The 23116-nt window shown below is 60.3% G+C and carries 20 protein-coding genes; 17 read left to right on the plus strand and 3 right to left on the minus strand.

Annotation, left to right across the window (positions count from 1 at the left end; all coding sequences use genetic code 11):
• The first annotated feature begins 79 nt into the window (after nt 1-79).
• From ABD919_RS09720 to ABD919_RS09730, 3 genes are read left to right on the plus strand one after another with little or no spacing between them, the layout of a single operon-like run.
• The gene (locus ABD919_RS09720) at nt 80-1165 is read left to right on the plus strand and encodes a nucleotidyltransferase domain-containing protein (RefSeq protein ID WP_345235802.1); all 1086 of its coding nucleotides are present in this window, start codon (nt 80-82) and stop codon (nt 1163-1165) included.
• Nucleotides 1166-1193: 28 nt separating this feature from the next.
• Nucleotides 1194-2174 (plus strand): ADP-ribosylglycohydrolase family protein, encoded by a 981-nt coding sequence (locus ABD919_RS09725; RefSeq protein ID WP_345235803.1) that lies wholly within the window; start codon nt 1194-1196, stop codon nt 2172-2174.
• A gap of 41 nt (nt 2175-2215) precedes the next feature.
• Entirely contained in the window at nt 2216-2770 is a 555-nt protein-coding gene (locus ABD919_RS09730; RefSeq protein WP_345235804.1) for a protein-tyrosine phosphatase family protein, read from the plus strand.
• Nucleotides 2771-2777: 7 nt separating this feature from the next.
• On the opposite strand, the gene ABD919_RS09735 is transcribed toward ABD919_RS09730, so the two are convergent.
• Together ABD919_RS09735 and ABD919_RS09740 are read right to left on the minus strand one after the other, a co-directional pair.
• Complete coding sequence (locus tag ABD919_RS09735; protein ID WP_345235805.1) at nt 2778-3314, minus strand: RNA polymerase sigma factor; 537 nt, start codon at nt 3312-3314, stop codon at nt 2778-2780.
• Between the two features lie 273 nt (nt 3315-3587).
• Nucleotides 3588-4487 carry a hypothetical protein gene (locus ABD919_RS09740; RefSeq protein ID WP_345235806.1) on the minus strand — a complete coding sequence of 300 codons (900 nt, stop codon included), beginning with the start codon at nt 4485-4487 and terminating at the stop codon, nt 3588-3590.
• Between the two features lie 535 nt (nt 4488-5022).
• Here ABD919_RS09740 and ABD919_RS09745 point away from each other — a divergent pair.
• Nucleotides 5023-8061 carry a PAS domain-containing protein gene (locus ABD919_RS09745; RefSeq protein WP_345235807.1) on the plus strand — a complete coding sequence of 1013 codons (3039 nt, stop codon included), beginning with the start codon at nt 5023-5025 and terminating at the stop codon, nt 8059-8061.
• 38 nt (nt 8062-8099) lie between these two features.
• On the plus strand, nt 8100-8510 hold the full coding sequence (locus ABD919_RS09750; protein ID WP_345235808.1) for a response regulator: 411 nt from the start codon (nt 8100-8102) through the stop codon (nt 8508-8510).
• A 244-nt stretch (nt 8511-8754) separates the two neighbouring features.
• Here the strand turns inward: ABD919_RS09750 and ABD919_RS09755 are convergent, their stop codons facing one another.
• The gene (locus ABD919_RS09755) at nt 8755-9534 is read right to left on the minus strand and encodes a S24 family peptidase (RefSeq protein ID WP_345235809.1); all 780 of its coding nucleotides are present in this window, start codon (nt 9532-9534) and stop codon (nt 8755-8757) included.
• A gap of 205 nt (nt 9535-9739) precedes the next feature.
• Here ABD919_RS09755 and ABD919_RS09760 point away from each other — a divergent pair, with 205 nt between their 5' ends.
• From ABD919_RS09760 to ABD919_RS09815, 12 genes are all read left to right on the plus strand, one after another.
• Nucleotides 9740-10009 carry a hypothetical protein gene (locus tag ABD919_RS09760; protein ID WP_345235810.1) on the plus strand — a complete coding sequence of 90 codons (270 nt, stop codon included), beginning with the start codon at nt 9740-9742 and terminating at the stop codon, nt 10007-10009.
• 2 nt (nt 10010-10011) lie between these two features.
• Nucleotides 10012-10320 carry a helix-turn-helix domain-containing protein gene (locus ABD919_RS09765; RefSeq protein ID WP_345235811.1) on the plus strand — a complete coding sequence of 103 codons (309 nt, stop codon included), beginning with the start codon at nt 10012-10014 and terminating at the stop codon, nt 10318-10320.
• A 12-nt stretch (nt 10321-10332) separates the two neighbouring features.
• A complete protein-coding gene (locus tag ABD919_RS09770) occupies nt 10333-10923 on the plus strand; it encodes a hypothetical protein (protein ID WP_345235812.1) in 591 nt (196 codons plus the stop codon).
• Nucleotides 10920-11747 carry a hypothetical protein gene (locus tag ABD919_RS09775; RefSeq protein ID WP_345235813.1) on the plus strand — a complete coding sequence of 276 codons (828 nt, stop codon included), beginning with the start codon at nt 10920-10922 and terminating at the stop codon, nt 11745-11747. The genes ABD919_RS09770 and ABD919_RS09775 overlap by 4 nt, the downstream gene beginning before the upstream one ends.
• Before the next feature lie 12 nt (nt 11748-11759).
• Nucleotides 11760-13151: a replicative DNA helicase gene (gene dnaB, locus ABD919_RS09780; RefSeq protein WP_345235814.1), complete on the plus strand. Its 1392-nt coding sequence runs from the start codon at nt 11760-11762 to the stop codon at nt 13149-13151.
• A 117-nt stretch (nt 13152-13268) separates the two neighbouring features.
• The gene (locus ABD919_RS09785; RefSeq protein ID WP_345235815.1) at nt 13269-13427 is read left to right on the plus strand and encodes a hypothetical protein; all 159 of its coding nucleotides are present in this window, start codon (nt 13269-13271) and stop codon (nt 13425-13427) included.
• A gap of 96 nt (nt 13428-13523) precedes the next feature.
• Nucleotides 13524-13910 (plus strand): hypothetical protein, encoded by a 387-nt coding sequence (locus tag ABD919_RS09790; protein WP_345235816.1) that lies wholly within the window; start codon nt 13524-13526, stop codon nt 13908-13910.
• Between the two features lie 472 nt (nt 13911-14382).
• A complete protein-coding gene (locus ABD919_RS09795; RefSeq protein ID WP_345235817.1) occupies nt 14383-16680 on the plus strand; it encodes a type I restriction-modification system subunit M in 2298 nt (765 codons plus the stop codon).
• A 98-nt stretch (nt 16681-16778) separates the two neighbouring features.
• On the plus strand, nt 16779-17990 hold the full coding sequence (locus ABD919_RS09800; protein ID WP_345235818.1) for a restriction endonuclease subunit S: 1212 nt from the start codon (nt 16779-16781) through the stop codon (nt 17988-17990).
• Nucleotides 17991-17993: 3 nt separating this feature from the next.
• Nucleotides 17994-19262, plus strand: a complete 1269-nt coding sequence (locus tag ABD919_RS09805; RefSeq protein WP_345235819.1) for an AAA family ATPase — start codon at nt 17994-17996, stop codon at nt 19260-19262.
• Entirely contained in the window at nt 19249-19932 is a 684-nt protein-coding gene (locus tag ABD919_RS09810; protein ID WP_345235820.1) for an HNH endonuclease family protein, read from the plus strand. Before ABD919_RS09805 ends, ABD919_RS09810 begins: the two co-directional genes overlap by 14 nt.
• A 13-nt stretch (nt 19933-19945) precedes the next feature.
• Nucleotides 19946-23044, plus strand: a complete 3099-nt coding sequence (locus ABD919_RS09815) for a type I restriction endonuclease subunit R (RefSeq protein WP_345235821.1) — start codon at nt 19946-19948, stop codon at nt 23042-23044.
• Nucleotides 23045-23116: the final 72 nt, after the last annotated feature.

Below are 23116 nucleotides of genomic sequence, written 5' to 3' on the forward strand. Positions count from 1 at the left end.
TCCATTCCGCGCCCTGCACGACACCCGAACAACCCAACGTTCTGCCGTCGCGGACTAAAAGTCCGCGCTACTTTCGTTTATGACCATTGCCGACCTGCGCGAGCAGAACCTAATAATTTTCGAAGCCATCAGCGGCAGCCGCGCCTATGGCACTAACCTGCCGCACTCGGATACCGATTTGAAGGGCGTGTTCGTGCTGCCCGAAGACGAATTTTTCGGCCTCAACTATGTGCCGCAGGTAGCCAACGACAGCAACGACGAGGTGTTCTACGAGCTGCGCCGCTTTGTGGAGCTGCTGCTCAAAAACAACCCCACCGTGCTGGAGCTGCTGGGCACGCCGGCCGACTGCGTCATTTATAAGCACCCGCTGTTCGAGCAGTTTCAGGCGGCTGACTTTCTCTCCAGGCTCTGCCGGCAAAGCTTTGCCGAGTACGCCGTGGCCCAGATTCGCAAGGCCAAGGGCTTGAACAAGAAAATCAACCACCCCGAGCCGCCGGCCCGCAAGTCGGTGCTTGACTTTTGCTACGTGACCGTGGGAGCCGGCGCCCAGCCCGTGGCCTACTGGCTGGCCCGTAATAGCTTCGAGCAGGGGCAGTGCGGCCTGGCCAACGTGCCCCATCTCACCGATTTGTACGCCCTGTTTGTGGATGCCACGCCGCAGCGGCAACTGGGCTACCGCGGCCTGCTGCGCGACCCGGAAACCTCGCAGGACGTGCTGCTTTCAGCCGTGCCGAAAGGGGAGGAGCCCCTGGCCTACCTATCGTTCAACCGCAACGGCTACAGTACCTACTGCCGCGTGTTCCGCGAATACTGGGACTGGGTAGAGAAGCGCAACGCCGAGCGTTACCAAAACACCGTGCAGCACGGCAAAAACTACGATGCTAAGAACATGCTGCACGTCTTCCGCCTCTTGCAGATGGCCGCCGAAATCGCCGAAACCGGCCAGCTGCAGGTGCGCCGCCCCAACCGCGAGTTCCTGCTGCAAATCCGCCGCGGCGAGTTTGAATATGAGACGCTGGTAGCCGAAGCCGAAACGCTGGTGGCGCAAGTAGAAGCCGCCTTCGCCCAGTCCGGCCTGCCCGAAGCGCCGGATAAAGCGGCGGCTGAGCAGTTGCTGATTCGGGTGAGAAAGGCCTTTTACGCCAGCCAGGCAGTTGCCTCCTAAGTAGGGCAATCGCGCTTACCTTGCGCCCATGCATTCTTCCTTCACTTCTGCCACCCGCGCGGCCCTGCTGGGTCTGGCCGTAGGCGACGCCCTCGGTGTTCCCGTCGAGTTTGCGCCCCGCGCCAAACGCCTGCTCGACCCCGTAATGGGCATGCGGGCCTTTGGTACCCACCACCAACCCGCCGGCACCTGGTCCGACGACTCTTCCCTGACCTTCTGCCTGGCCGAAACCCTGGCTAAATCCGGCCCGGGCGGTATGCCTGACCTAGACGACTTTGCCCGTCGCAGCATCAACTGGCTGTATAACGCCTACTGGACGGCTACCCACCAAACCTTCGACGTGGGCAATGCGACCCGCGCCGCCATCGACCGCCTGCAGCGAGGCATAGCGCCCACCGCGGCCGGCCCCCGCTCGGAGTTCGATAACGGTAATGGGGCACTAATGCGCATCCTGCCGCTGGTATTTCACGAGACCTGGCGGGCCGAGGAACTGAAAATGGACGCTGCCTGGAAGCTAACGGAGGCAGTAGCCAGTGTCACGCATGGGCACCCGCGCTCCACGCTGGGCTGCTTTCTGTACCTCCTCGTTGCACGCGGACTGCTGGCTGGGCTGACTCCGACTGCCGCCGTTGAGCAGATGCGTCGAGAAGCTAATGCATGGTTACTGCAAACCGACATTGCGGCTGTTGAAGAGAAAAAGCATTATGCCTGGTGGGTTCTCTCAGGTGAGCTTGCCAGCCAGCCGGAAAGCAGCATTTCTTCTTCCGGCTACGTGGTGCACACCCTGGAAGCGGCCCTTTGGTGCCTGCTGCAACACGACTCCTACGCTGCCACCGTGCTGCACGCGGTGAACCTGGGCGAAGACACCGACACCACGGGCGCCGTAGCCGGCGGCCTGGCCGGTCTGGCCTACGGGGAAGCCGGCATTCCGGCCGAATGGCTGCAGGTGCTGGCCCGCCGCGCCGACATCGAAGACCTGGCCACGCGGCTGGCAAACCAGCTGGGATAATGCCCATTGCTTGGCAGCAGGGGTTTCGCTACCTTCCTGCCATGAACACCACGCCCACCCCCCGCCCCCTGCCCAATTCCTACTGGGCCACGCCCACGCTGCTCGCCTGCGAGTACCCCGGCGCCAAGCTGGAAGCCGACGCCGCCCGCCGGCTCGACGCCCTGCTGGCCGCCGGCATCCGCGACTTCTACGACCTCACCGAGGCCGACGAGCTGCTTCCTTACGAAGCCCAGCTCCGGGCCCGGGCCGCCCACCTGGGCATTCCGCCCGAGGCCGTGCGCTACCGGCGCTTTCCCATTCGCGATGTAAGCGTGCCCTCGCCCAAGCGCCTGGAGGAAGTGCTGCACGCCCTCGACGACAGCGCCGACGCCGGCCGCCGGGCGGCGGTGCATTGCTGGGGCGGCATTGGCCGCACAGGCACCGTGGTGGGCTGCCACCTCATGCGCCGCCACGGCCTGAGCGGCGACGAAGCCCTGGCCCGCATCGCCGAAGAGTGGAAAGGCGTGGAAAAAGCCCCCCGCGCCCCCCGCTCGCCCGAAACCGACGAGCAGGCGGCCTTCGTGCGCAGCTACCAGCCCGCGGCCCACGCGCGCTAAGCCCGCCTCAGCGCAACAGGGCCACCAGCTCCCGGATGGCCTGGCGGGAGTGGGTTTTTACGGTGCCCAGGGGCATCTGCAGCGCCTCTGCGGCTTCGGCCTGGGTGAGACCGTCAAAATACAGCAGGTTGATAAGCCGGCGGTATTCCGGCCGCAGGCGGTCGGCAAACTCGCGCACGCCCACGTGCTCGGGGCTAAAGCTGCTGGGGGCCGCTTGCCGGCCGGCCGCGCTGTCGTCGAGCGTCTGCGTGCGCCGGGAGGCCTGCACCCGGCGGTCGCGCACGTGGTCGATGGCCGTGTTGCGGCACACGCGCAGGGCCCAGGAAAACAAATGGCCCTTGCTGGCATCGTAGCTGGCGAAGGAGCGCCAGATTTTCAGCATGGAGTCCTGCAGCACGTCTTCGGCCGAGGGGCGCTGGCCCACGATGCGAAGGATAACCGGGTACAGCAGCTTGCCATACTGCCGGTAGAAAACCGCCATGGCGGCTTCATCGCGGGATTGCAGGCGGTAGATAAGCTCCTGCTCGTTTGCAAACAATGCCATCAGCAAGGGGGTAGGTGGAAGAAGGACGCCAACCTACGGCCTTGGTTTTCGTTTGGATTTAGCTTGTTATCAATTGTTTATCAATTAGTTGATTTATTTGCAAATCAAAAAAAGTTCCAATAAACCGAAATAAATTTTCGGCTGGGGCCAGTTAAAGCTGCTGCCTGCCCGGCCGGCAATGAACACGAAAACGCCCCTTTGGTACCAGCCAAAGGGGCGTTCTTACGAATGGAGTCCGGCTTTTACCAGCCTCTTTTCTGGTTGCTGAATGGCTTAGCTGCCGTTTTTGGCCAGGTAGCCGGCCGTTGCTTTCTGAATTTCCTTGTGTGCGAAACGTATTCTGTTCAAGGTGCCGATTTGCACGTTGTAGCGCTGTATTTCTTTATTCACCAGCCGCAGTCCTTCTTTTATTTCATTACGTCGTTGCTTAAGCGCTGCCGGGAGCTCCTGGCTCTCCGGGGCTGTCGCGGTTAACGTGTTAAAGTCCTTCACCGCTTTGGCCAGCCGCTCGCCGGCAATGAGCTTCTCCGCCTGCGCGGCATCGCGAATGATTTTAGTGGCTACCAGTGGGTCAAAAGTATTGTTGGCCAGCATGCCGTCGAGCTGGCTCGTCGAGAGTGGGGCAGGGGAAGGCAGGGGCGCGTCCAGGTCAAAGCCCAGCAAGTCGACCGTAAGCATGGTTAGGGACTTGCCATAGGCTGCCACTTTTTCATTTAGCTGCGTGGCCTCTTGCTTGCTCCACCACGAGTTGCTCAGCAAGTCGCTGTTGATGGCATTCAGCTCGCTTTCTGCCTTATGTGAAAGTGTGCGTGCCTGCAGTGCCTTGAAAACCTGCCCAGGCAGAAAAACCTCCTGGTAGTTTTTAACAGCGAGAAGGTTCAGCTGCTTTTCCGCCTCCTTTTGCTGGGCTTGTGCCTGTTGCTCATCCTGTGCCGGGCTGGCAGCCTGTTTGCGCTGCTGCTCTTGCACGAAGCTCGCCTGCTGCTCGATTGCCTGCTGCTCCCTTTGTTGCTGAAGCGCCTGGGTTTTTTCGAGCTGCTGGGGGCTCGCCCGGCGGCGCATCAGTAGTTGATGCAGCATCATTTGCTGCTGCTGGGCCAGCATTCGCTGCTGGAGCTGCGCATTTTGCTGGTTGTGGTACTGCATGGCCTGCTGGCTTTGCTGGGCCTGCATGCGCTGGAAGTTCTGGTGGGCTTGCTGCTGCGTTTGCTGCTGCACCTGGTAGGGGCTGGGGCCGGGCCTGGGAGGCGCAGGCGTATAGGCCGGGGTGTAAGCAGGTCGGGAAGGGCTATACATGGGCCGGTACTGCGCAAAAGAGCGCAGTGGCAGGAGTACGAGCAAGAGTAAGGCTATTCGCATTGTGCCAGACAGATAAAAGAGTTGAAAACAGGTTAATTCACAGCAGCTTGGGCAAGGTAAGGAATACGGCTCACTCCTGCTGTATAGGCTGCTTGCCTGATTATTGGCGTTCGAAAGAAAAATGCGCCCAAAGCATTTTCGAGCCCCGCACGAGGTCTGGCTGCATTATTCTAATTCGGGTGGTGGGGCCGACCCTGTTGCGAAAGCACGCAGTTATAGGGAGGGGTTGGAGGCTCTGCCTTGGTTGTTTAACAACACCCGGCGCTGCCAAGCCGTAGGCTTATATTTCGAACTGTTTGCACAAAGCTTATTTGTACCGCCCACCCCCTTGGCTTCCCCGCGCTCCCCCTTGCCCGCTGCCGATGACCTGCTGCACGACCTGCTGGAAGTGTCGCTCACCGGCGTTATTCTGTTTCGGCCGGTGTACGCCGCGCCCGGCGGAGCCATCGAGGACCTGGCCTACGAGCACCTGAACCCGGCCGCCCAGCGCATGCTGCGGCTGCCCGAGCGGCCCATCGAAACCTTTCTGACGCTCTATCCCGGGGCCCGGCAAGAAGGGATTTTCGCCTTTTATGCGGCAGCCTTCGAATCGGGCCAGACCGAGCGCCTGCAAGTCAACTACCAGCACGACGGCCTCGACGGCTACTTTCACCTGGTGGCCCGGCGCAGCGGCGAGCGGCTGCTGGTGAGCTTCACCGACACCAACGACCAGCCCCGCTCGGAAGTAGAGGCGGCCCTGCGCCAGAGCCAGGCGCGCGAGCGTCAGACCCACGCAGAGGCCGACGCCCAGCGCCAACGCCTGCTCAACATCATTGCCGAAGTTCCGGCCCTGATGGCCACGATGCGCGGCCCCGACCACGTATTTGAGGTGGTAAACACCGGGTTTCAAACAGCCTTTGGCAGCCGTCAGCTGGTGGGGCGCTCCTTCCGGGAGGTGGCACCCGAACTGGCTAGCCAAGGCATCTTCGACTTGCTCGACCAAGTATACCGCACCGGTCAGACGTATTACGCAACCGAGGAGTTAGTGTATCTAAACGAAGGCGGAGAGCTTCGGCCGGGCTACTATAATTTCATTTACCAGGCCACCTACGACGCCGCTGGCCAGCGCGATGGCATTCTGAATTTTGCCTACGAGGTGACGGAGCAAGTGCTGGCCCGCCAGCAACTTGAGGCCCAGCAGCAGCAATTGCGCCAGCTCAACGAGGAGCTGGAAACCCGCGTGCAGCAGCGGACCCAGGAATTAGAAGCCAGCCACCAGGCCGCCGAGGCGCTGCAAGCTGAACTGCTGGCCGCCGCCCAGCGCCAGGTGCAGGAGCGCGAACACCTGTACCAGTTGTTCGCCCAAGCCCAGGTCATCGTGCTGCTGCTGCGTGGCCCCGGGCACCGCGTCGATTACGTGAACGCGGCCTGCGTGCAACTCTTCGGCAGCCGCTTGGCACCGGGCCGCCGCGTCATCGAGAGCATGCCCGAAGCGGAACAGCAGGGCTTCGTGGCCCTGCTCGACCACGTGTACCAGACGGGGGAAACGTTCCGTGGCGACGAAGTGCCCTTCACCGTGCACAACGACGACGGCGAGCCGAGCCAGACGCGGTACTTCAATGTCACCTACCAGGCCTACCGCGAGCACGGGCAAATCGTCGGCCTTCTCAATTTTTCCTTCGACGTAACGGAGCAGGTGCTGGCCCGCCAGCAGCGCGAGGAGCAGCAGCAGTTGCGCCTGCTCAACGAGGAGCTGGAAGCCCGCGTGCAGCAGCGCACCCAGGAGCTGGAAGCCAGCCACCAAGCCGCCGAGGCGCTGCAAGCCGAGCTGCTGGCCGCCGCTCAGCGCCAGGTGCAGGAGCGCGAAGACATCTACCAGGTGTTCGCGCAAACCCCGGCCATCGTGCTCTTGCTGCGCGCCCCCAACCACCGCATCGAGTACGTGAACCCGGCCTGCGTGCACCTGTTTCGGGGGCGCTTGCTACAGGGCCGCACCATCGTCGAAAGCATGCCCGAAATGGAAGCGCAGGGCTTCGTGGCCCTGCTCGACCAGGTGTACCAGACGGGGGAAACGTTCGTAGGCAATGAATTGCCCTTCACCGTGCACGCGGCGGACGGCCAGCCGAGCCACACGGCGTACTTCAATTTCAGCTACCAGGCCTACCGCGAGCAAGGAGAGATAGTTGGCATCTCCATCTTTGCCTACGACGTGACGGAGCAGGTGCTGGCTAGGCAGCAGCAAGAGGCCCAGCAGCGCCTGCTCGAAACGGTGTTTGTCCAGGCCCCCGTGGCCATCTTCGTCCTACGCGGACCGCAGTACCACGTGGAACTGGTCAACCCGCTGATGGCGCAAATGCTGGGCCGCCCGAGTCCTGAATTGCTGGGCCACCCGTACTTCGAGGTGATGCCGGAGCTGACCACCGGGCGCTACCCGGCCCTGATGCAGCAGGTCTGGGACACCGGCGAGGCCGTGGAAGAGCAGGAGTTGCCCGCGCAGCTGAGCTACCACCGGCCCGGCGAAACGGGGTATTTCACATTCGTGTACCAGCCCCTGCGCGACGCGCCAGACGGCCCCGTCACGGCCATAGCCTGCGTGACCATCGACGTGACGGAGCAAGTGCGTGCCCGTCAGCAGGTGCAGCAGCTCAACGAAGAGCTTGCCGCCATCAACGAGGAACTGACGGCCACCAACGAGGAGCTGCACGAGAGCAACAGCCAGCTGCTACGCACCAACGCCGACCTGGACAACTTTGTCTACACGGCCTCGCACGACCTGAAATCGCCCATTACCAACATCGAGGGGCTGTTGGCGCTCCTGCCGGGGCTGCTACCCGCCGCCGTGCTCGCCGATGAGCACGTGGCGCCGGTGCTCGACCGCATGCAGGAGTCCATCGAGCGCTTTCAGCGCACCCTCACGCACCTGACCGATGTGAGCCGGCTGCAAGCCGAGTTTGCCCAGCCCACCGAGCCCGTTTCGCTGGCCGCCGTCATCGAGGACGTGCGTCAGGACCTGCACTTCCAATTTTTGGCCACCGGCGCCGTGCTCGAAGTAGCCGTCCAGGACACCCAGCCCAGGGTGTTCTCCCCCAAAAACCTGCGCAGCCTAATTTACAACCTCCTGAGCAATGCCCTCAAGTACCGTCACCCCGAGCGGCCGCCCCGGGTGCGCATCAGCTGCCAGCCGGCCGGCAATTCGCTGGTGCTCACGGTGCAGGACAATGGCCTGGGGGTAAGCGCCCAGCAGCAGCAGCGCCTGTTTCAGCTCTTCCAGCGCCTGCACACCCACGTCGAGGGCTCCGGCGTCGGGCTCTACGCGGTGAAAAAAATCGTGGAGAATGCGGGCGGTACCATCGCCGTCGCGAGCCAGGAAGACGTAGGCACAACGTTTACCCTCACCTTCCCGGCCTAGGAGTGGGCTTTTTTATCTTTTTTCATGATGCCCCAGCCATGCCCCGCTTAGCCAGTGTACTGCTGGTCGATGATGACACGACCGCCAATTTTCTCCATAAGCTGCTCATTCAGCGGGCCGGTGTGACCGAGCACCTGTTGGTGGCCGAGGACGGGGCTCAGGCCCTGCGCACGCTGGCCGACACCTGCCAGCAACCGGACCAGGCGCAGTGCCCGGCGCTGATTCTGCTCGACATGAACATGCCCGTCATGAACGGCATCGAGTTTCTCCAGGCTTACCAGCACTTGCCCGCCGCCCAGCGGCAGGGCATCGTGGTGATGCTGCTCACCAGCGCCTCCGTAACGCGGGACCTGGACCTGCTGCGGGGCCTGCCCTTCCATGGCATCGTAGAAAAGCCCCTGACGGCGGTCAAGCTCCAGCAGCTGCTCGACGACTATTTTCCGGCCTAGTGTGCCGTGGGGGCACCCGCTGGAGTTGGGCTTCTAATGCCTCTGAAAACAAAAACACCCTGAAAGTGCAAGACTTACAGGGTGTTTTTGTCAAACGGTAGCGGTCTGGACGGAACCAGAATAGAATACTATTTCCCCCTTGTAAGTCCTTGCTTGCTTGTGAATTAAAAGAAAAAGTGTAAGTGTAAAATATCAGTTGGGGGCGTCAGTGGGGGCATGGGGCCACTAACGCTGAATTGCCGCCTTAACGGAGCCGCATCGACTCGCCGCTGCGGGAGCCTATCCGGTCCATCATATCCAGCAGCCGGCCGCGCACGTCCGACGAATCCCGCGCCATCACTTCCAGCAGACCGGCCACGCGCTCAAACACCTCTTCGCGGTTGGCTGGCACCCGCGTCGTCAGGATGCCCCGTACTTCCCAGATTTCCCAGATGGTTTCGCGGGGTATCTGGTGCGGCGAGAAATACGAGTTGTCCGACAGCAATTCAACTTCCTGGTCCTGGGGCTGAATCGGCCGCGCAATGCGCCTTATCATCAGCGTGTCCTCGGTCACCACCACATATACATGCCGGGGCTTGAGCATGCGCCAGTCGTCCACGCAGCGGGCCACCACAATGTCACTCGTCCACAGCGTCGGCTCCATGCTGGAGCCTTCGACCTCAAAGGCCCGGTGCGATTTCCCCGAGAACTGCGGCAGAGCCAGCAGCTCCAAATCCATTTCCTGCAGCACCTCCGGCTTTTCCCGCGCCAGCTGGTAGCCTGCCTGAGCCGGAGTCGGCACCAGCATAATGCCTTCCTGCCCGGTCATGTCCAAGGTCACCACCGCCGGCGCATTCTGCCCGCCGTAGCGGTGTCCTTCCTTATGCTCCGCCGGCTTGTGCTGAGTTGGAGCGCTGGCCGGCTTGTTCAGCATTTCGCCCTTGCCCAGCAGCAGCCAGGCCGGGTTTACTTCCGGATAGTGGGAGAGGACTTCAACCAGCGTGTCGAATCCGGGCTTGAATTTGTGGCCAATAAAATTGTACAACTTAGTTGGACGGTCATGTCCAAGCTTTTTTGCAGCGCCATATATGGAATCGCCATAGTGCTCAATTATAGCGGCTAAACGGTCGCCAACTTGCTGTTGTTGTTTCATTTTGTTTTATGATGCGGTAAAATTTATTTGTAGAGACAAGTTTGTTGTTGTAAACTTGCCCTGTCACTATCACAAAGCTAATCAACCGGCAAACAAAATGGAACATATTGCAAAGAAAATTTCAGAACAGCGCCACCTCTTTGGGAAGCGTAGCGACTACACGGCCCGCATCGTAGCCAACTTATCCGCTAAGGGCAAGGAGTTTACGCGGCAGCAGGTCTACAATGTAGTATCTGGCCGCTACTTCAATTTGGACGTTGCCGAAGCCTTCTTTGAGGAGTTGGCCGCTGAAATGAAGCGCCGCGCCGACCTCGAAGCGCTGGCCAGCCGCCAGGATGCGCTTATGTCCACCCCCAATGTCGCTTAGCCATGCAGGTTGCCTTAATTGTCCCCGAACAGGAGTGGCGGCAGCTGGTAGCCGACGTGCAGCGCCTGAAGTCCAGCGAAGCAGAAGTGCAAGCCGCCCAGGCCCGTCCCGCCCCCGACCCGCTGCTAACCGTGCGGCAGGCCGCCGCCTTTCTCAACATCACGCCCGAAGGCATCCGCAAGGCCCGCCGTGCTGGCCGGCTGACGGGTGTGAAGCTCAACGAAAAGGAGTGGGGCTTTCGGGAGTCGGAGCTCACCCGCTACTTGTCCCGCTACAACCGTCCATTTCCACCGCTCATGCGAGCGGCCTAATCATCCCTTGTCATGTCCCAGCTACTCACCGGCGTCGGCCCCGACGCTCCCGAGGCCACGGCCTCTGTCATCACCATCCACAAGGCCAGGCTTAAGGACTTGCACCTCACCTGTGAGTTCACCGAGCAGCGCAGCGAAGAAGCACCAGCCCGCGCCTTCGCCCTGACTTGCCACGAGCAGGTTCACCCCGACCTCACCCACCGCCTCAGCCGCCTGGTCCCGCACCTGTGCCTGCTCACCGAGCAGCTAACCGAAACACCCGACTTCTGGCCCGACGAGGCCGAGGAACTCCCCGCCCGCTTTGAGGCCTTCACCGTAACGGGCTTTTCCATGGGTAAGGGCCAGGGCGGCGTCACGCTCATCGGCCAGCGCACCCTCATCGGCGGCAAGGTGCTCAATCTGACCAGCCCCTACGTCAGCTTCGAGGACGAAACCGACGCGGCCTATTCCTACGCCCCGCTTCTTGAAACCGAACTGGGAGAGGCTCTAGCTGAGGTCGAAGCCGCCCTGCGCGGCAAATGCACCGAGTACCGCCAACTCGACCTGTTCGAGCAGTCCGCCGCTGCCACCGTCACGCTGGTATCCACGCGCCCGCAGGCATGAAGCTTCCGGCTATCCAATTCTACCCCGGCGACTGGCATAAGGACCAAGGCGTCCAAGCCCTCGACCTCCAGCAGCGCGGGGCCTGGTTCGAGCTGCTGTTGATGATGCACGACAGCGACGAGCGCGGCGTGCTGCTCGTCAATGGCCAGCCAATGCCCGATTCGGTCATCGCCCGCCGCCTGGGTTTGGATAACCAAACCGCCACCCAAATCCTAACCACCCTGCTAACCTACGGCGTGGCCAGCCGCCGCGAGAGTGACGGTGCGCTGTTTTGCCGCCGCATGGTGAAAGATGAAAAACTGCGGCAAGTGCGTACCGAGGCGGGCAAAAAGGGCGGAAATCCCCGTTTGCTTAACCAAAGTGCTAACCAAACGCTAACCACCGGGGATAAGCAAATTCCAACCCCTTCAATTTCATCTTCAATTACAACTTCAACAAAAGAGAGGGAGGTGGCTGCCGCCACCACGCACGCTCCTGCGGTTGAAAATTTAGTTGGGAAAGTAAAGCTGTCTGACACCCCCTCCCCACCGGGGAGGGGGCGGGGGGGCGGGGCTGCGCCGCCCACTCTCGCCGAAGTTCAGGCCTACGCCGCTGAGCAGCACTCCGCCAGCGCCGATGCCCAAACCGAAGCCACTGCCTTCTACGACCATTACGAAAGCAACGGCTGGCGCGTCAGTGGCAAAACGCCCATGGTCAACTGGCAGGCTGCTTTCCGCGGCTGGATGCGCCGCCGCGCCACCTTCCAGGGCACCCAGGCCCTGCCCGCTACGCCGGGCCGCGCCCGCACCGCCCCCAAACCCGCTGACCCCACCCGCTGGAGCTAACGCCCCCGTTTTATGTCCGCCAACCTTTCCCGCTCTGCTCTGCCCGCCATGCACCAGCCGCCCCAGGCGCCCGACTTGGAAGCCGCCGTACTCGGGGCCGCCCTACTCGAAGCCGACACCCAGCGCCGGCTGCTGGCCATGCTGCCCGACGAGCAGGTGTTTTACCGCTACCCTCACCAGCAGGTCTACGCCGCCATCCGCGACCTCGTCGCCGCCGGCCAGCACGCCGACCAGCTCACCGTCGTGCAGCAGTTAGCCCGGCGCGGCATCCTGCAGCGCACCGGCGGCGCCCACTTCGTGGCCAGCCTTACGCTGCGCATCAACTCGGCGGCCCACTTCGACACCCATTGCCGGGTGCTGCAGGAGTACCACGCCCGCCGCGTGCTCATCCGCGCCGGCAGCGAGTTGGCCGCCCGCGGCTACGACGAAGGCCGCGACCCGCTGCAGCTGCTCTCCGATGCCCAGCAGCACCTCACCACTCTGCACCAGGCCCTCGAAACCCGCCCCGGCCAGACGGCCGCTGCCGCTTTCGCCGCTACCTTCGACCGCCTGGCTCAGGCCGTCCAGCAGCAGGGCCTGACCGGCGTTCCCACCGGCCTTACCCAACTCGACGGCCTCACCGGCGGCTGGCAGCCCGGCGACCTTGTGCTGCTGGCGGCCCGGCCCGCCATGGGTAAAACCGCCGCCCTGCTGCACTTCGCCCGCACTGCCGCCCTCGACCACGCCCACCACACGGCCGTCTTCAGCCTCGAAATGCCCACGCTGCAGCTCATGCAGCGCCTGGTGGCCAGCGAAGTGCCGGGCTACTCCAACGCCGACCTGCGCCGGGGGAACCTGCCCGGTGGGCTCAACCAGGTGGCCTACGTACAGGCCCAGGCCCAGCGCCTGCGCAACCACGGCCACCGCCTGCACCTGGACGATACGCCCGGCATGAGCATCCAGCAGCTGCGGGCCAAGTGCGCCCGCCTGCACGCCCAGCACCCACTGGGCCTGGTGCTGGTCGACTACATCCAGCTCATGCGCGGCGACCAGAAAGGCAACCGCGAGCAGGAAATTGCCAGCATCAGTCGCGGCCTCAAGGAGCTGGCCAAAGAGCTGAACGCGCCCGTCATCGCCCTCAGCCAGCTCAGCCGCGACGTAGAGAAAAGGGGAGGGGACAAGCGCCCGTTGCTCTCCGACCTGCGCGAATCGGGCAGCCTGGAGCAGGACGCCGACTGCATTGTCTTCCTCTGGCGTGGCGAGTACTACGACATCCGCGAGTACGAGGATGGCAGCCCCACCGCCGATACCATCCTGTTCGACGTGGCCAAGCACCGCAACGGCGCCACCGACGAAGTCATTGCCGCCTGCTCCATGCGCCGCGGCACTTTCGCCGACTTAACCCCGCTCCCCGGTCGGTTCTGAAGCCCCCGCTCATTCAATCAAAATTCCGGAACCTATTCCGGAACATAATGCGCACTTTTCCAATATGATAGAATGCGATTTTGACAAGCAATTCCGATAACTATTCCGAACGCCAAAATGCCCGTCCCCATCGTCATCAGCTGCTTCGACCTCACCACCACGCTCGTCCAGCCCTGGGCCGAGGCCGGCTACCTCTGCTACTGCGTCGACCTGCAGCACCCGCCCGGCGAAACCCGCCAGGACAACATCATCCGCGTTGGCGCCGACGTGCGCTAGTGGCTGCCACCATACGGCCCCGTTGCTTTCGCCGCCTTCTTCCCGCCCTGCACCGACACCGCCATTTCCGGCCGCGCCCATTTCCGCCGTAAGGGCTTGCCCGCCGTCATCAAAGCCCTGCAGCTCTTCGACTGGTCGGCGCGCCTGGCCGCTTGGTGCAACTGCCCCTACTTCATCGAGAACCCGGTCAGCACCGTCAGCACCTACTGGCGACCCCCTGATTTCCGCTTCGACCCCTGCGACTACGCTGGCTACCTGCCCGCCGAGCAGCAGCTTGAAGAAGCTTACACCAAGCGCACTTGCTTATGGACCGGCGGCGGCTTCCTGCTGCCCGAGCCCAAGGCTGTGGTGTCCATCCTCGGCTCCAAAATGCATAACCTGCCCGACTCCAAAGGCCGCGCTAACCTGCGTTCAGCTACCCCCGCCGGCTTTGCCCGCGCCGTGTTCGAAGCTAATTGTCCTACGCTTATCCCTACTCGCTAAACTTGCATTGCTGACAATTTGCAATGCGAGCTGAAAGTACCTGCTATTATCCGCTAACTTGCACCCAAACTCACCAGACCTGTCTTAGCCCCGTGCAAGTTGTTTATGAATGCTTGTGTCGAATTTTGTTAAAGTGTATTGAGATAAACTCGCTTTTCAGTTCGCTACGGCGCTTTTCTTATGAAGCGTTATGAAGCAAAAGCAGGAATAAGTGCAAAATGAAGCCAGGAGACCATCCAGTTTACCAAAACACCACGACCGGCTTTTGCAGTCGAGCGAGTGGGAATGGGTGAAACTCAAAGCAGCAAACCAGCTTGGTACCAAAGGCTAAATAGCTCTCAGCTAGGTTAGTCACTTTTGCCTGGTAAGGTGAAAAAGAGATGCCCTGCCTTACCTAAGACGGCTTTCTTACCTTTAACCCTTCTATCCATTCGTCTCGATGGGTATTTGCTACTAGTTTATAACCCCGAATATGCCTTCCCACCAGGAACTCAGCAACCAAATCTGGCAAGTAGCCGACCTGTTGCGTGGTCCCTACCGCCCACCACAGTACGAGCGGGTCATCCTGCCCCTCATCGTGTTGCGCCGCTTCGACTGCGTGCTCGATGATACCCGAGAAGCCGTACGCACCGAGTTCGAACGGCTCGATAATGCCAATAAGGAAGCTCTTTTACGCTACAAGAGAGAAGAAAAAGAGGGCGAGGAAAACAAGCTCGAAATGAAAGAATTCAAGCTGCCCTACCCGCCCGAGGCGCTCGATGCCATCCTTAATCACCGGGCCGGGCGGCCTTTCCACAACCACTCGCGACTAAGCTTCGCCAGTATGGTGGCCGACTCCAAAAACCTCGACGGCCACCTCAAGGAGTACATCCGCTCGTTCTCGGCCAATGTGCAGCGCATCTTCAAAAACTTCGATTTCGAGAAGGAAATTGACCGCATGGAGGAGGCGAATATTCTGTACCTCATTGTCAAGCAGTTTTCCAACCTCGACTTGCACGTCGATGAGGTGAGCACCTACGAGATGGGGCTGCTGTTTGAGAACCTCATTCGCCGCTTTAACGAGGCTGCCAACGAAACGGCCGGCGACTACTTCACGCCCCGCGATGTGATTCACCTGATGGTGGACCTGCTGCTAACTCCCGACGACAAGCTGCTGCGCGACTCTGGTGAAATTCGCACGCTGCTCGACCCCACCTGCGGCACCGGCGGCATGCTCTCCGAGGCCCAGCACCACGTGCGCAAACTCAACCGCGACGCCCACTTCCTGGCCTACGGGCAGGATTTCAACCCCCGCGCCTACGCCGTGGCGGCGGCCGACTTCCTCATCAAAAACGAGAACAACCCGAAGGCTCTGCTCGAAAAAGAGAATGTGCGCCTCGGCGACACCCTCACCGAAGACCAGTTCGAGGGTCACACCTTCAACTACTTCCTGGCCAACCCGCCGTTCGGGCTTGATTGGAAGAAGCAGCAGAAAAAGGTGCAGGCCGAGCACGACCGCAAAGGCTTCGAAGGCCGCTTCGGGGCTGGCTTGCCGCGCATTAACGACGGCTCGTTCCTGTTTTTGCAGCACATGATTAGCAAGTTTGCGCCCTACAACCCCCAGCAGCGGCAGTTTGGCTCGCGCTTGGCGATGGTATTCAACGGCTCGCCGCTGTTCAGCGGTGGCGCCGGCTCGGGCGAGAGCAACATCCGCAAGTGGATAATCGAAAACGACTGGCTTGAAGCAGTGGTGGCCCTGCCCGACCAGCTGTTCTACAACACCGGCATCACCACCTACATCTGGATACTCACCAACCGCAAGGAAAAGCGCCGCCAGGGCCTGGTGCAGCTCATCGATGCCCGTCAGCATTTCGTGAAGATGCGCCGCAGCCTGGGCAGCAAGCGCAACCGCATTGCCGACGGCACCGGCGGACCAGGCGAGGAAGACCAGGCCGCCGCCATTGTGCGCTTGTACGACGAATTTGAGCACGATGGCACCGCCCGTGTGCTGGTAGATGGTAAATGGAAAGAAAAAATCTGCTCGCGCATCTTCCCCAACGAAGCCTTTGGCTACACCCGCCTCACCGTAGAGCGGCCCCTGCGTCTGCGCTTTCAGCTTACGCTGGAGCGCAAGGGGCGTTTTTTCGATGCCTGCCCTTACCTGCTCGACGACGTGCAGGCCATTGAAAAGGAGCTGGGCCGCGAGCCCTACGCCGACTGGAACGCTGTGCGCGGCCGCCTCGAAGCCACCCTGAAAAAGCGCGGCAGCAAGTGGCGCAAGCCCGAGCTGAACCTGTTCCGGGCCGTGACCACCGACCGCGACCCCGCCACCGCCCCCGTAGTAGCCGAAACCCTGACCCTGCCCCGCGCCCACGCCCTGACCCCCGCCGAGCGCGTGGCCGGCTGGGTGGCCGCCCCCGCCGAAGCCCTGCCCGCCGAAGACGGCCACACCCTGCCCTTATTTAAGCAGGCCGTGCGCCAGCGGGTGCGCTACGAGGCCGACCCGGAGCTACGCGACAACGAAAACGTGGGCCTGCTCGACGGTGAAGCGCCCGCCGAAACCGCTGCTCCGGCCGCCCTCGATGGCCCGGCCCACTATTTCATCCGCGAAGTGCTGCCCCACGTGCCCGATGCCTGGCTCGACCGCAGCAAGGACAAGTCCGGCTACGAAATCAACTTCAACCGCCACTTCTACACCTACAAGGAGCCCCGCCCCCTGCACGTCATCGATGAGGAGTTGAAAGCGGTGGAGGCAAAAATCTTGCGGTTGTTATCAGGCGAGGCAGAATGAGTATCCTTCTAAATGAGCGAGCCCCGTGGCAGCCAAATTCTACTGAAGGTTGGAGCTTGGTACAACTTAAGAGGCCATTCGCAATCGAACTGGGTAAAATGTTGCGTCCTGAACCATTAGGCGCTGATGATATCGAAGTGCCTTACCTCAAATCCCAGCACGTTCAATGGGAAGGAGTGCGCTTGGAAGACTTACCGACGATGTGGGCATCACCTAATGAAGTAGATGCCCTAAGGTTGGATATAGGCGACTTGCTGGTATGTGAGGGCGGCGACGTGGGCCGGGCAGCATTAATTGATGTAAGTCCGCCAGAAAACTGTATCATCCAAAATGCCCTACATCGTGTGCGTGGCCGGGGTAAAGCGTCGGTTGCGTTTTTGCGCTACTTGCTGATTCATGCAACCAATCAAGAATGGTTCGACGTGCTTTGTAACCGCTCAACTATTGCTCATTTCACAGTTGAGAAATTCGGTGAAATGTGGGCTTGGTTGCCGCCCCTGCTTCAGCAGCAGCAGCTCGCCGCGCTGCTCGACCGCGAAACGTCCCGCCTCGATGCGCTGATGGCCGCCAAGCAAGAGCAGCTTGAACTCATTGCCGAGAAGCGCCGCGCCCTCATCACCCGCGCTGTCACGCAGGGGCTGAATGCCGATGCGCCGCGCCGCGCCACGGGGCTGCCGTGGCTGGGGGAGGTGCCGGCTCATTGGGAGGTGGTGCGGTTGAAATATCTGGCTCAAGGTCCATTAGACTACGGCGCTAACGAAGCAGCAGACGAGGATAACCCCGATTTCCCCCGGTTCATCCGAATTACCGATATTGACGAAGACGGCAATTTGAGGTCAGACACTTTCGCCTCACTGGCTCCAGAATTGGCTGAGCCCTATCTGCTGAGTGACGGTGACATCTTGTTGGCAAGAAGCGGCGCAACGGTTGGTAAAACGTTCATCTACCGCGCCTCAATGGGGCCAGCTTGTTTCGCGGGCTATCTAATTAGAATGCATCCTCAACTAAGAAAGGTGTTGGCTGATTTTATCTACAACTTCTCCCTTACCGATAGCTACTGGGGCCAAATCCGAGAAAGCGCTATTCAGTCTACTATTCAAAACTTCAGCGCCGAGAAGTATGGGGACATGGTGTTGCCTCTCCCTGATTTGCACGAGCAAATGCTGATTACGGCATACATTGAAGCCGAAACCAAAAAACTCGATACCCTCCGTGAAACTACCGAAATCAGTCTTGGCCTGATTCACGAGCAGCGTGCAGCGCTTATTGCGGCGGCGGTAACGGGGAAGCTTGATTTAATTAATTCCTAAATCATGTACATAAGAAATCTAACCTTAGTGAACTTTCGTGCATTTCGGAACGCGACCTTCGAGTTCAAAGAGGACGAGAAAGGTGAGCGTTTTGGGGTGTATTTGCTAGTAGGTGTAAACGGAGTAGGTAAATCTTCAGCGCTTGATGCACTACGCCTAGCATTGTCACATATTTTCCCATTGATTTCTCGACCTACTGGCAAAGGGCAACGATTAACGTTCGACGATTTTACGATAGGGACCAACAAACTAAGTATTAAAGTAGACTTTGATGCTGGGGGAGTTCCTTTTGAGTTTGAAATAAAAGCGGAACTGGACGATGAATCAGTAAGAACAAGTTCGCCTTTGTTGACTCCTACAATGAGAAAAGTGCGAAAGGTTTATCAACCAAGTCCACTGCCACTTGCTGTATACTTTTCTCCTCGTCGTTCCGTGCTTGACCCTGAACCTCGTGGTGAATCCAGATTATCTCCTCAAACTGCGGCTTACCAACGAGCATTGGATTCAAGAGAGTTAAGATTGGCAGATTTTGTTCATTGGTTACGTGGTATAGTGCGATTTGCTAAAACTAAAGGCCCTACATCAGAACGATATAGAATTCAACATGACACCTTGCAGTTGGCTGTAAGCAGATTACTTCCTGGTTACTCCAATTTACGTGTGGCCAACGGACATAAGCCTGTATTGCAAATTGATAAGGGAAAAGACAAGTTGAATGTTCGCCAGCTATCTGACGGAGAACGCAGCGTGTTAGCTCTAGTGCTGGAGGTGGCTTTACGATTAGCACAAGCGAACCCTACTGAGAATGACCCTTTGAATAAATCGAGCGCTGTAATACTGATTGATGAGTTGGACTTACACCTGCATCCAGGATGGCAGCGTGACATTGTAGAAAGATTGAAAGCTACTTTCAAGCAGTGTCAAATAATCGCTTCTACTCATTCGGCGCAAACAATTGGGGAGGTAGAAGGAAAGCGCATCAATCTGATTTACTCTCCTGACCGTATCGAGCGCCCTAAACAAGCTTTCGGTATGGATTCAAACTGGATTTTGCAGGTTCTGATGAATGCGCAAATTCAGAACGAGGAAACGACCCGCCAAGAAGATAAAATCATGCAGTTAATCAGGGAGAAGGAATTTCCTGCTGCAAAGGCTATTCTGGCGGATTTGCGGAGGGAGGTTGGTTTAGGCAAGGAAAGCCTAAGCCGAGCCGAAAGCATGATTGAGCGTCACGAGCGAATGCAAGCGTTAGCCCAAAATGAGAAAAATTGACAAAATCTCAGCAGCACCCTCATGCCTTGCAGATTGGGTAGTTAGGAAAGAAAAGAGCGGGAAGGCAAAGTATAAGGAATTTAAGGGAACTGAATGCGCGAAGGAATTTCGCCAAGTCCTACTGGAAGAGCAGTTTGGCTTGTGTGCTTACACTGGAAGCAAAATTCAAAACGGCACCAATGCGCTGACTGAGCATATTTACCCGTGCAGTAAAGTAAAGAGCGACTTAGGTACAAGCTACGGGAGAAAAGCTGGCCGTGACTTAGACTATCACAATATGCTGGCGGCGCTGGACGCTAAGTCCAGTAAAGAGGAGACCTACGGCGCACACGCTAAGGAAGATAATTACGACGAACTATTATTCGTTTCGCCACTCGACATAGCTTGTGAGTCTGCTTTCGTCTATGAGGAGAATGGTAAAATCAAGTGGCACGACGACAAAGGCGAGTACACTGCGAACTTACTTAAACTTTGGCATGAAACATTGCAGCGGGAAAGGCGTGGTGCAATCCAAGAATATTTTCCTGACCCTAATGACCCTTATGGAGTGTTTCCCACTTTTGACGAAATAAAAAACATTTCCCAAACTATTATGCAGCCAGTTAATGGCGTATTGCCGCGTTTCTGCTTTGTCATAAAAGCTGTGGCCGATTCTTACCTAGCCCCTTAAAGAGACTTATCCCATGACCCACCCCCACACCTCCGAAGCCGCGTTCGAATCCGTCATTGAGGCGGAAATGCTGGCGTCGGGTTACCAGCCGCTACCAGCGGCCGGCTACCAACCGGAGCGGGCCATGTTCGGGGCGGAGGTGTTGGCGTTTATCGAGCGCAGCCAACCCCGGGAGTGGGCTAAGCTGGGGCAGATGCTGAGCGAGCGGCGCGACGAGCAGGTGCTCACCGACCTCAGCCGTTGGCTCGACCAGCACGGCTGCCTGGCTACCTTGCGCCACGGTTTCAAGTGCTACGGGCGGCTGCTGCGGGTGGCCTACTTCCGCCCCGCCCACGGGCTGAACGACGAGCTGACTACCCAGTACGCCGCCAACCGCCTAGGCCTCACGCGGCAGCTGCACTTCAGCCCCCGCCACCGCGCCCAGAGCCTCGACGTGCTGCTCAGCCTCAACGGCTTGCCCGTGGCCACCCTGGAGCTGAAAAACCCTTACACCGGCCAGACCGCCGCCAATGCCGTGCACCAGTACCGGCACGACCGCGACCCCCGCGAGCCGCTGTTCGAGTTCAAGCGCCGTACCCTGGTGCATTTCGCCGTCGACCCCGATACAGTCTGGATGACTACCCGGCTGGCCGGCGAGTCCACCCGCTTCCTGCCCTTCAACCGGGGCCTGCTGGGCGGCGCCGGCAACCCACCCGACCCCGCCGGACGCACCTACCGCACCGCCTACCTCTGGGCCGAAACCCTGCACCCCGATTCGCTGCTGGAGCTGCTCGGCAACTTCCTGCACCTGCAAACGGAAGAGCAGCGCGGCGACGACGGCCGCAAAGTGCGCAAAGAAACCCTCGTTTTCCCGCGCTACCACCAGCTGGAGGCCGTGCGCCAGCTCGTGGGCGCCGCCCGCCACGAGGGGCCGGGCCACAACTATTTGGTAGAGCACTCGGCCGGCTCCGGCAAAAGCAACACCATTGCCTGGCTGGCCCACCAGCTGGCCTCGCTGCACAACGAGCAGGAGCAGCGCGTTTTCGATACGGTCATCGTTGTCACCGACCGCCGCGTGCTCGACCAGCAGTTGCAGGACACCATCTACCAGTTCGAGCACCGCCTGGGCGTGGTCCAGAAGATTGACGAAGACTCCGCCCAGCTCACCCACGCCCTCACCGGCGGGGTCCCCATCGTCATCACCACCTTGCAAAAGTTTCCCTTCGTGAGCCGGCAGCTCGCCCGGCTGGCCGAGGCCCAGGGCCGCGCCGCCCAGGTCGATGCCGACGCCCTGCCGCCCCGGCTCTACGCCGTGCTCATCGACGAGGCCCACAGCTCGCAAGGCGGCGATGCCGCCACCGAGCTAAAAGGTGTCCTGGGTGGGGCCGGCCTGCGGGCCGAGGCGCGCCGCCGCGCCGAAGCAGAAGGCCAGCCCGATTTTGAAAAGCTGTTCCAGGAAATGGCCAAGCGCGGGCAGCAGCCCAACCTAAGCTTCTTTGCCTTCACCGCTACCCCCAAAAGCCGTACGCTGGCCGTATTTGGGCGGTCGGGCAAGCCCTTCCACCGCTACGCTATGCGCCAGGCTATCGAGGAGGGCTTCATTCTGGATGTGTTGCGCAACTACGCCACCTACGCCGCCTACTACCGCCTGCTCAAAATTAGTGCCAACGACCCGCACGTAGCCCGCCGCCCTGCCGCCCATGCCCTGAGCCGCTACCTGCGCCTGCACCCGGCCAGCGTAGCCCAGAAAACGGCCATCATCGTCGAGCATTTCGAGCACGTGTCGCGCCACCGCATCGGGGGCCGGGCCAAGGCCATGGTCGTCACCGGCTCGCGCCTCGAAGCCGTGCGTTACAAGCAGTCTTTCGACCAGTACATCCGCGAAAAGCGCTACCCCATCAAGTCGCTGGTCGCCTTTTCGGGTACCGTCACCGACGATAAGCTGCCCGAAGTAAGCTACACCGAACCTGGCATGAACGGCGGCCTGCCCGAGAAAGCCCTGCCCGAGGTCTTCGCCACGCCCGAGTTTCAGGTGCTGCTGGTAGCCGAGAAATACCAGACCGGCTTCGACCAGCCCCTGCTGCACACGCTCTATATCGACCGCCGCCTCGACGGCATCCAGGCCGTGCAAACCCTCTCGCGCCTCAACCGGCCCCACCCGCTCAAGGAAGACACCTTCGTACTGGATTTCGTGAACGACCCGGCCGACATTCAGGCCGCTTTTGCCCAGTACTACGAAGGGGCCACCATGGGCGAGCAGCCCGAGGCCGCCCGCCTCTACGAGCTGCAGGCGGCCCTCGAAGCCGCTGCCATCTACCACGCCACCGAAGTGGCCACGTTCAGCGCCGTGTTTTTCAAGCCCGGCCTGCGCCAGAGCGCCGCCGACCACCGCGCCCTCAGCGCCGCCCTCGACCCCGCGCTCGACCGCTACCGCACCCTGCGCGCCGCCGACGAGCCCCAGGCCCTGGCTTGGCGCAAGCAGGCCCAGGCCCTGCTCAGCCTCTACGCCTTTCTGAGCCAGATTATTCCCTATCAGGAATCTGACCTCGAACGCCTGTGCGCCTACCTGCGCCACTTGCTACCCCGGCTGCCCCAGCGTACGACCGATGCCGCCTACAACTTCGACGAAGAGGTACGCCTGCAATTCTTCCGGCTGCAAAAAATAGGGGAGGGGTCCATCGCGCTAAGCGGCGTAGCCGCCCAGCCCTTGCACGGCCCCGTAGCTACCGGCACGGGTTCGGTGGTCGAAGAGCCACTGGCCCTTTCCCGATTGATTGACGTGGTTAACGAGCGGTTCGGCACAGAGTTCAACGAAGGCGACCAGCTTTTCTTCGACCAGATTGTGGAAGTAGCCCTCCGGTCCGACGTACTCCGCCAGGCCGCCCAGGCCAACCCCTCCGACAAATTCGCCCTGGTGTTCGGGGCCATGCTCGAAACCCTGTTCATCGAGCGCATGGACCAGAATGTGGATATCTTCTCCCGCTACATGTCTGATGGTATTTTTCAATCGACTGTAGGCAGTTGGTTGGCGCTGGATGTATACAAACGCTTACAGCAGTTGGCCAAAGCCGAAATAGTCCGTGAGCCCACTCCGGTTAATCTGGAGGCATATACGCTGCCATCCGATAAGTAAAGGTAACATCAATTACCTACCTGGGGCTATTGGGTGACTGCTCACGACGTGCATATCTTTCGACATTGTTCC

It is taken from the genome of Hymenobacter saemangeumensis (assembly GCF_039541835.1).
GTDB classification, from domain to species: domain Bacteria; phylum Bacteroidota; class Bacteroidia; order Cytophagales; family Hymenobacteraceae; genus Hymenobacter; species Hymenobacter saemangeumensis.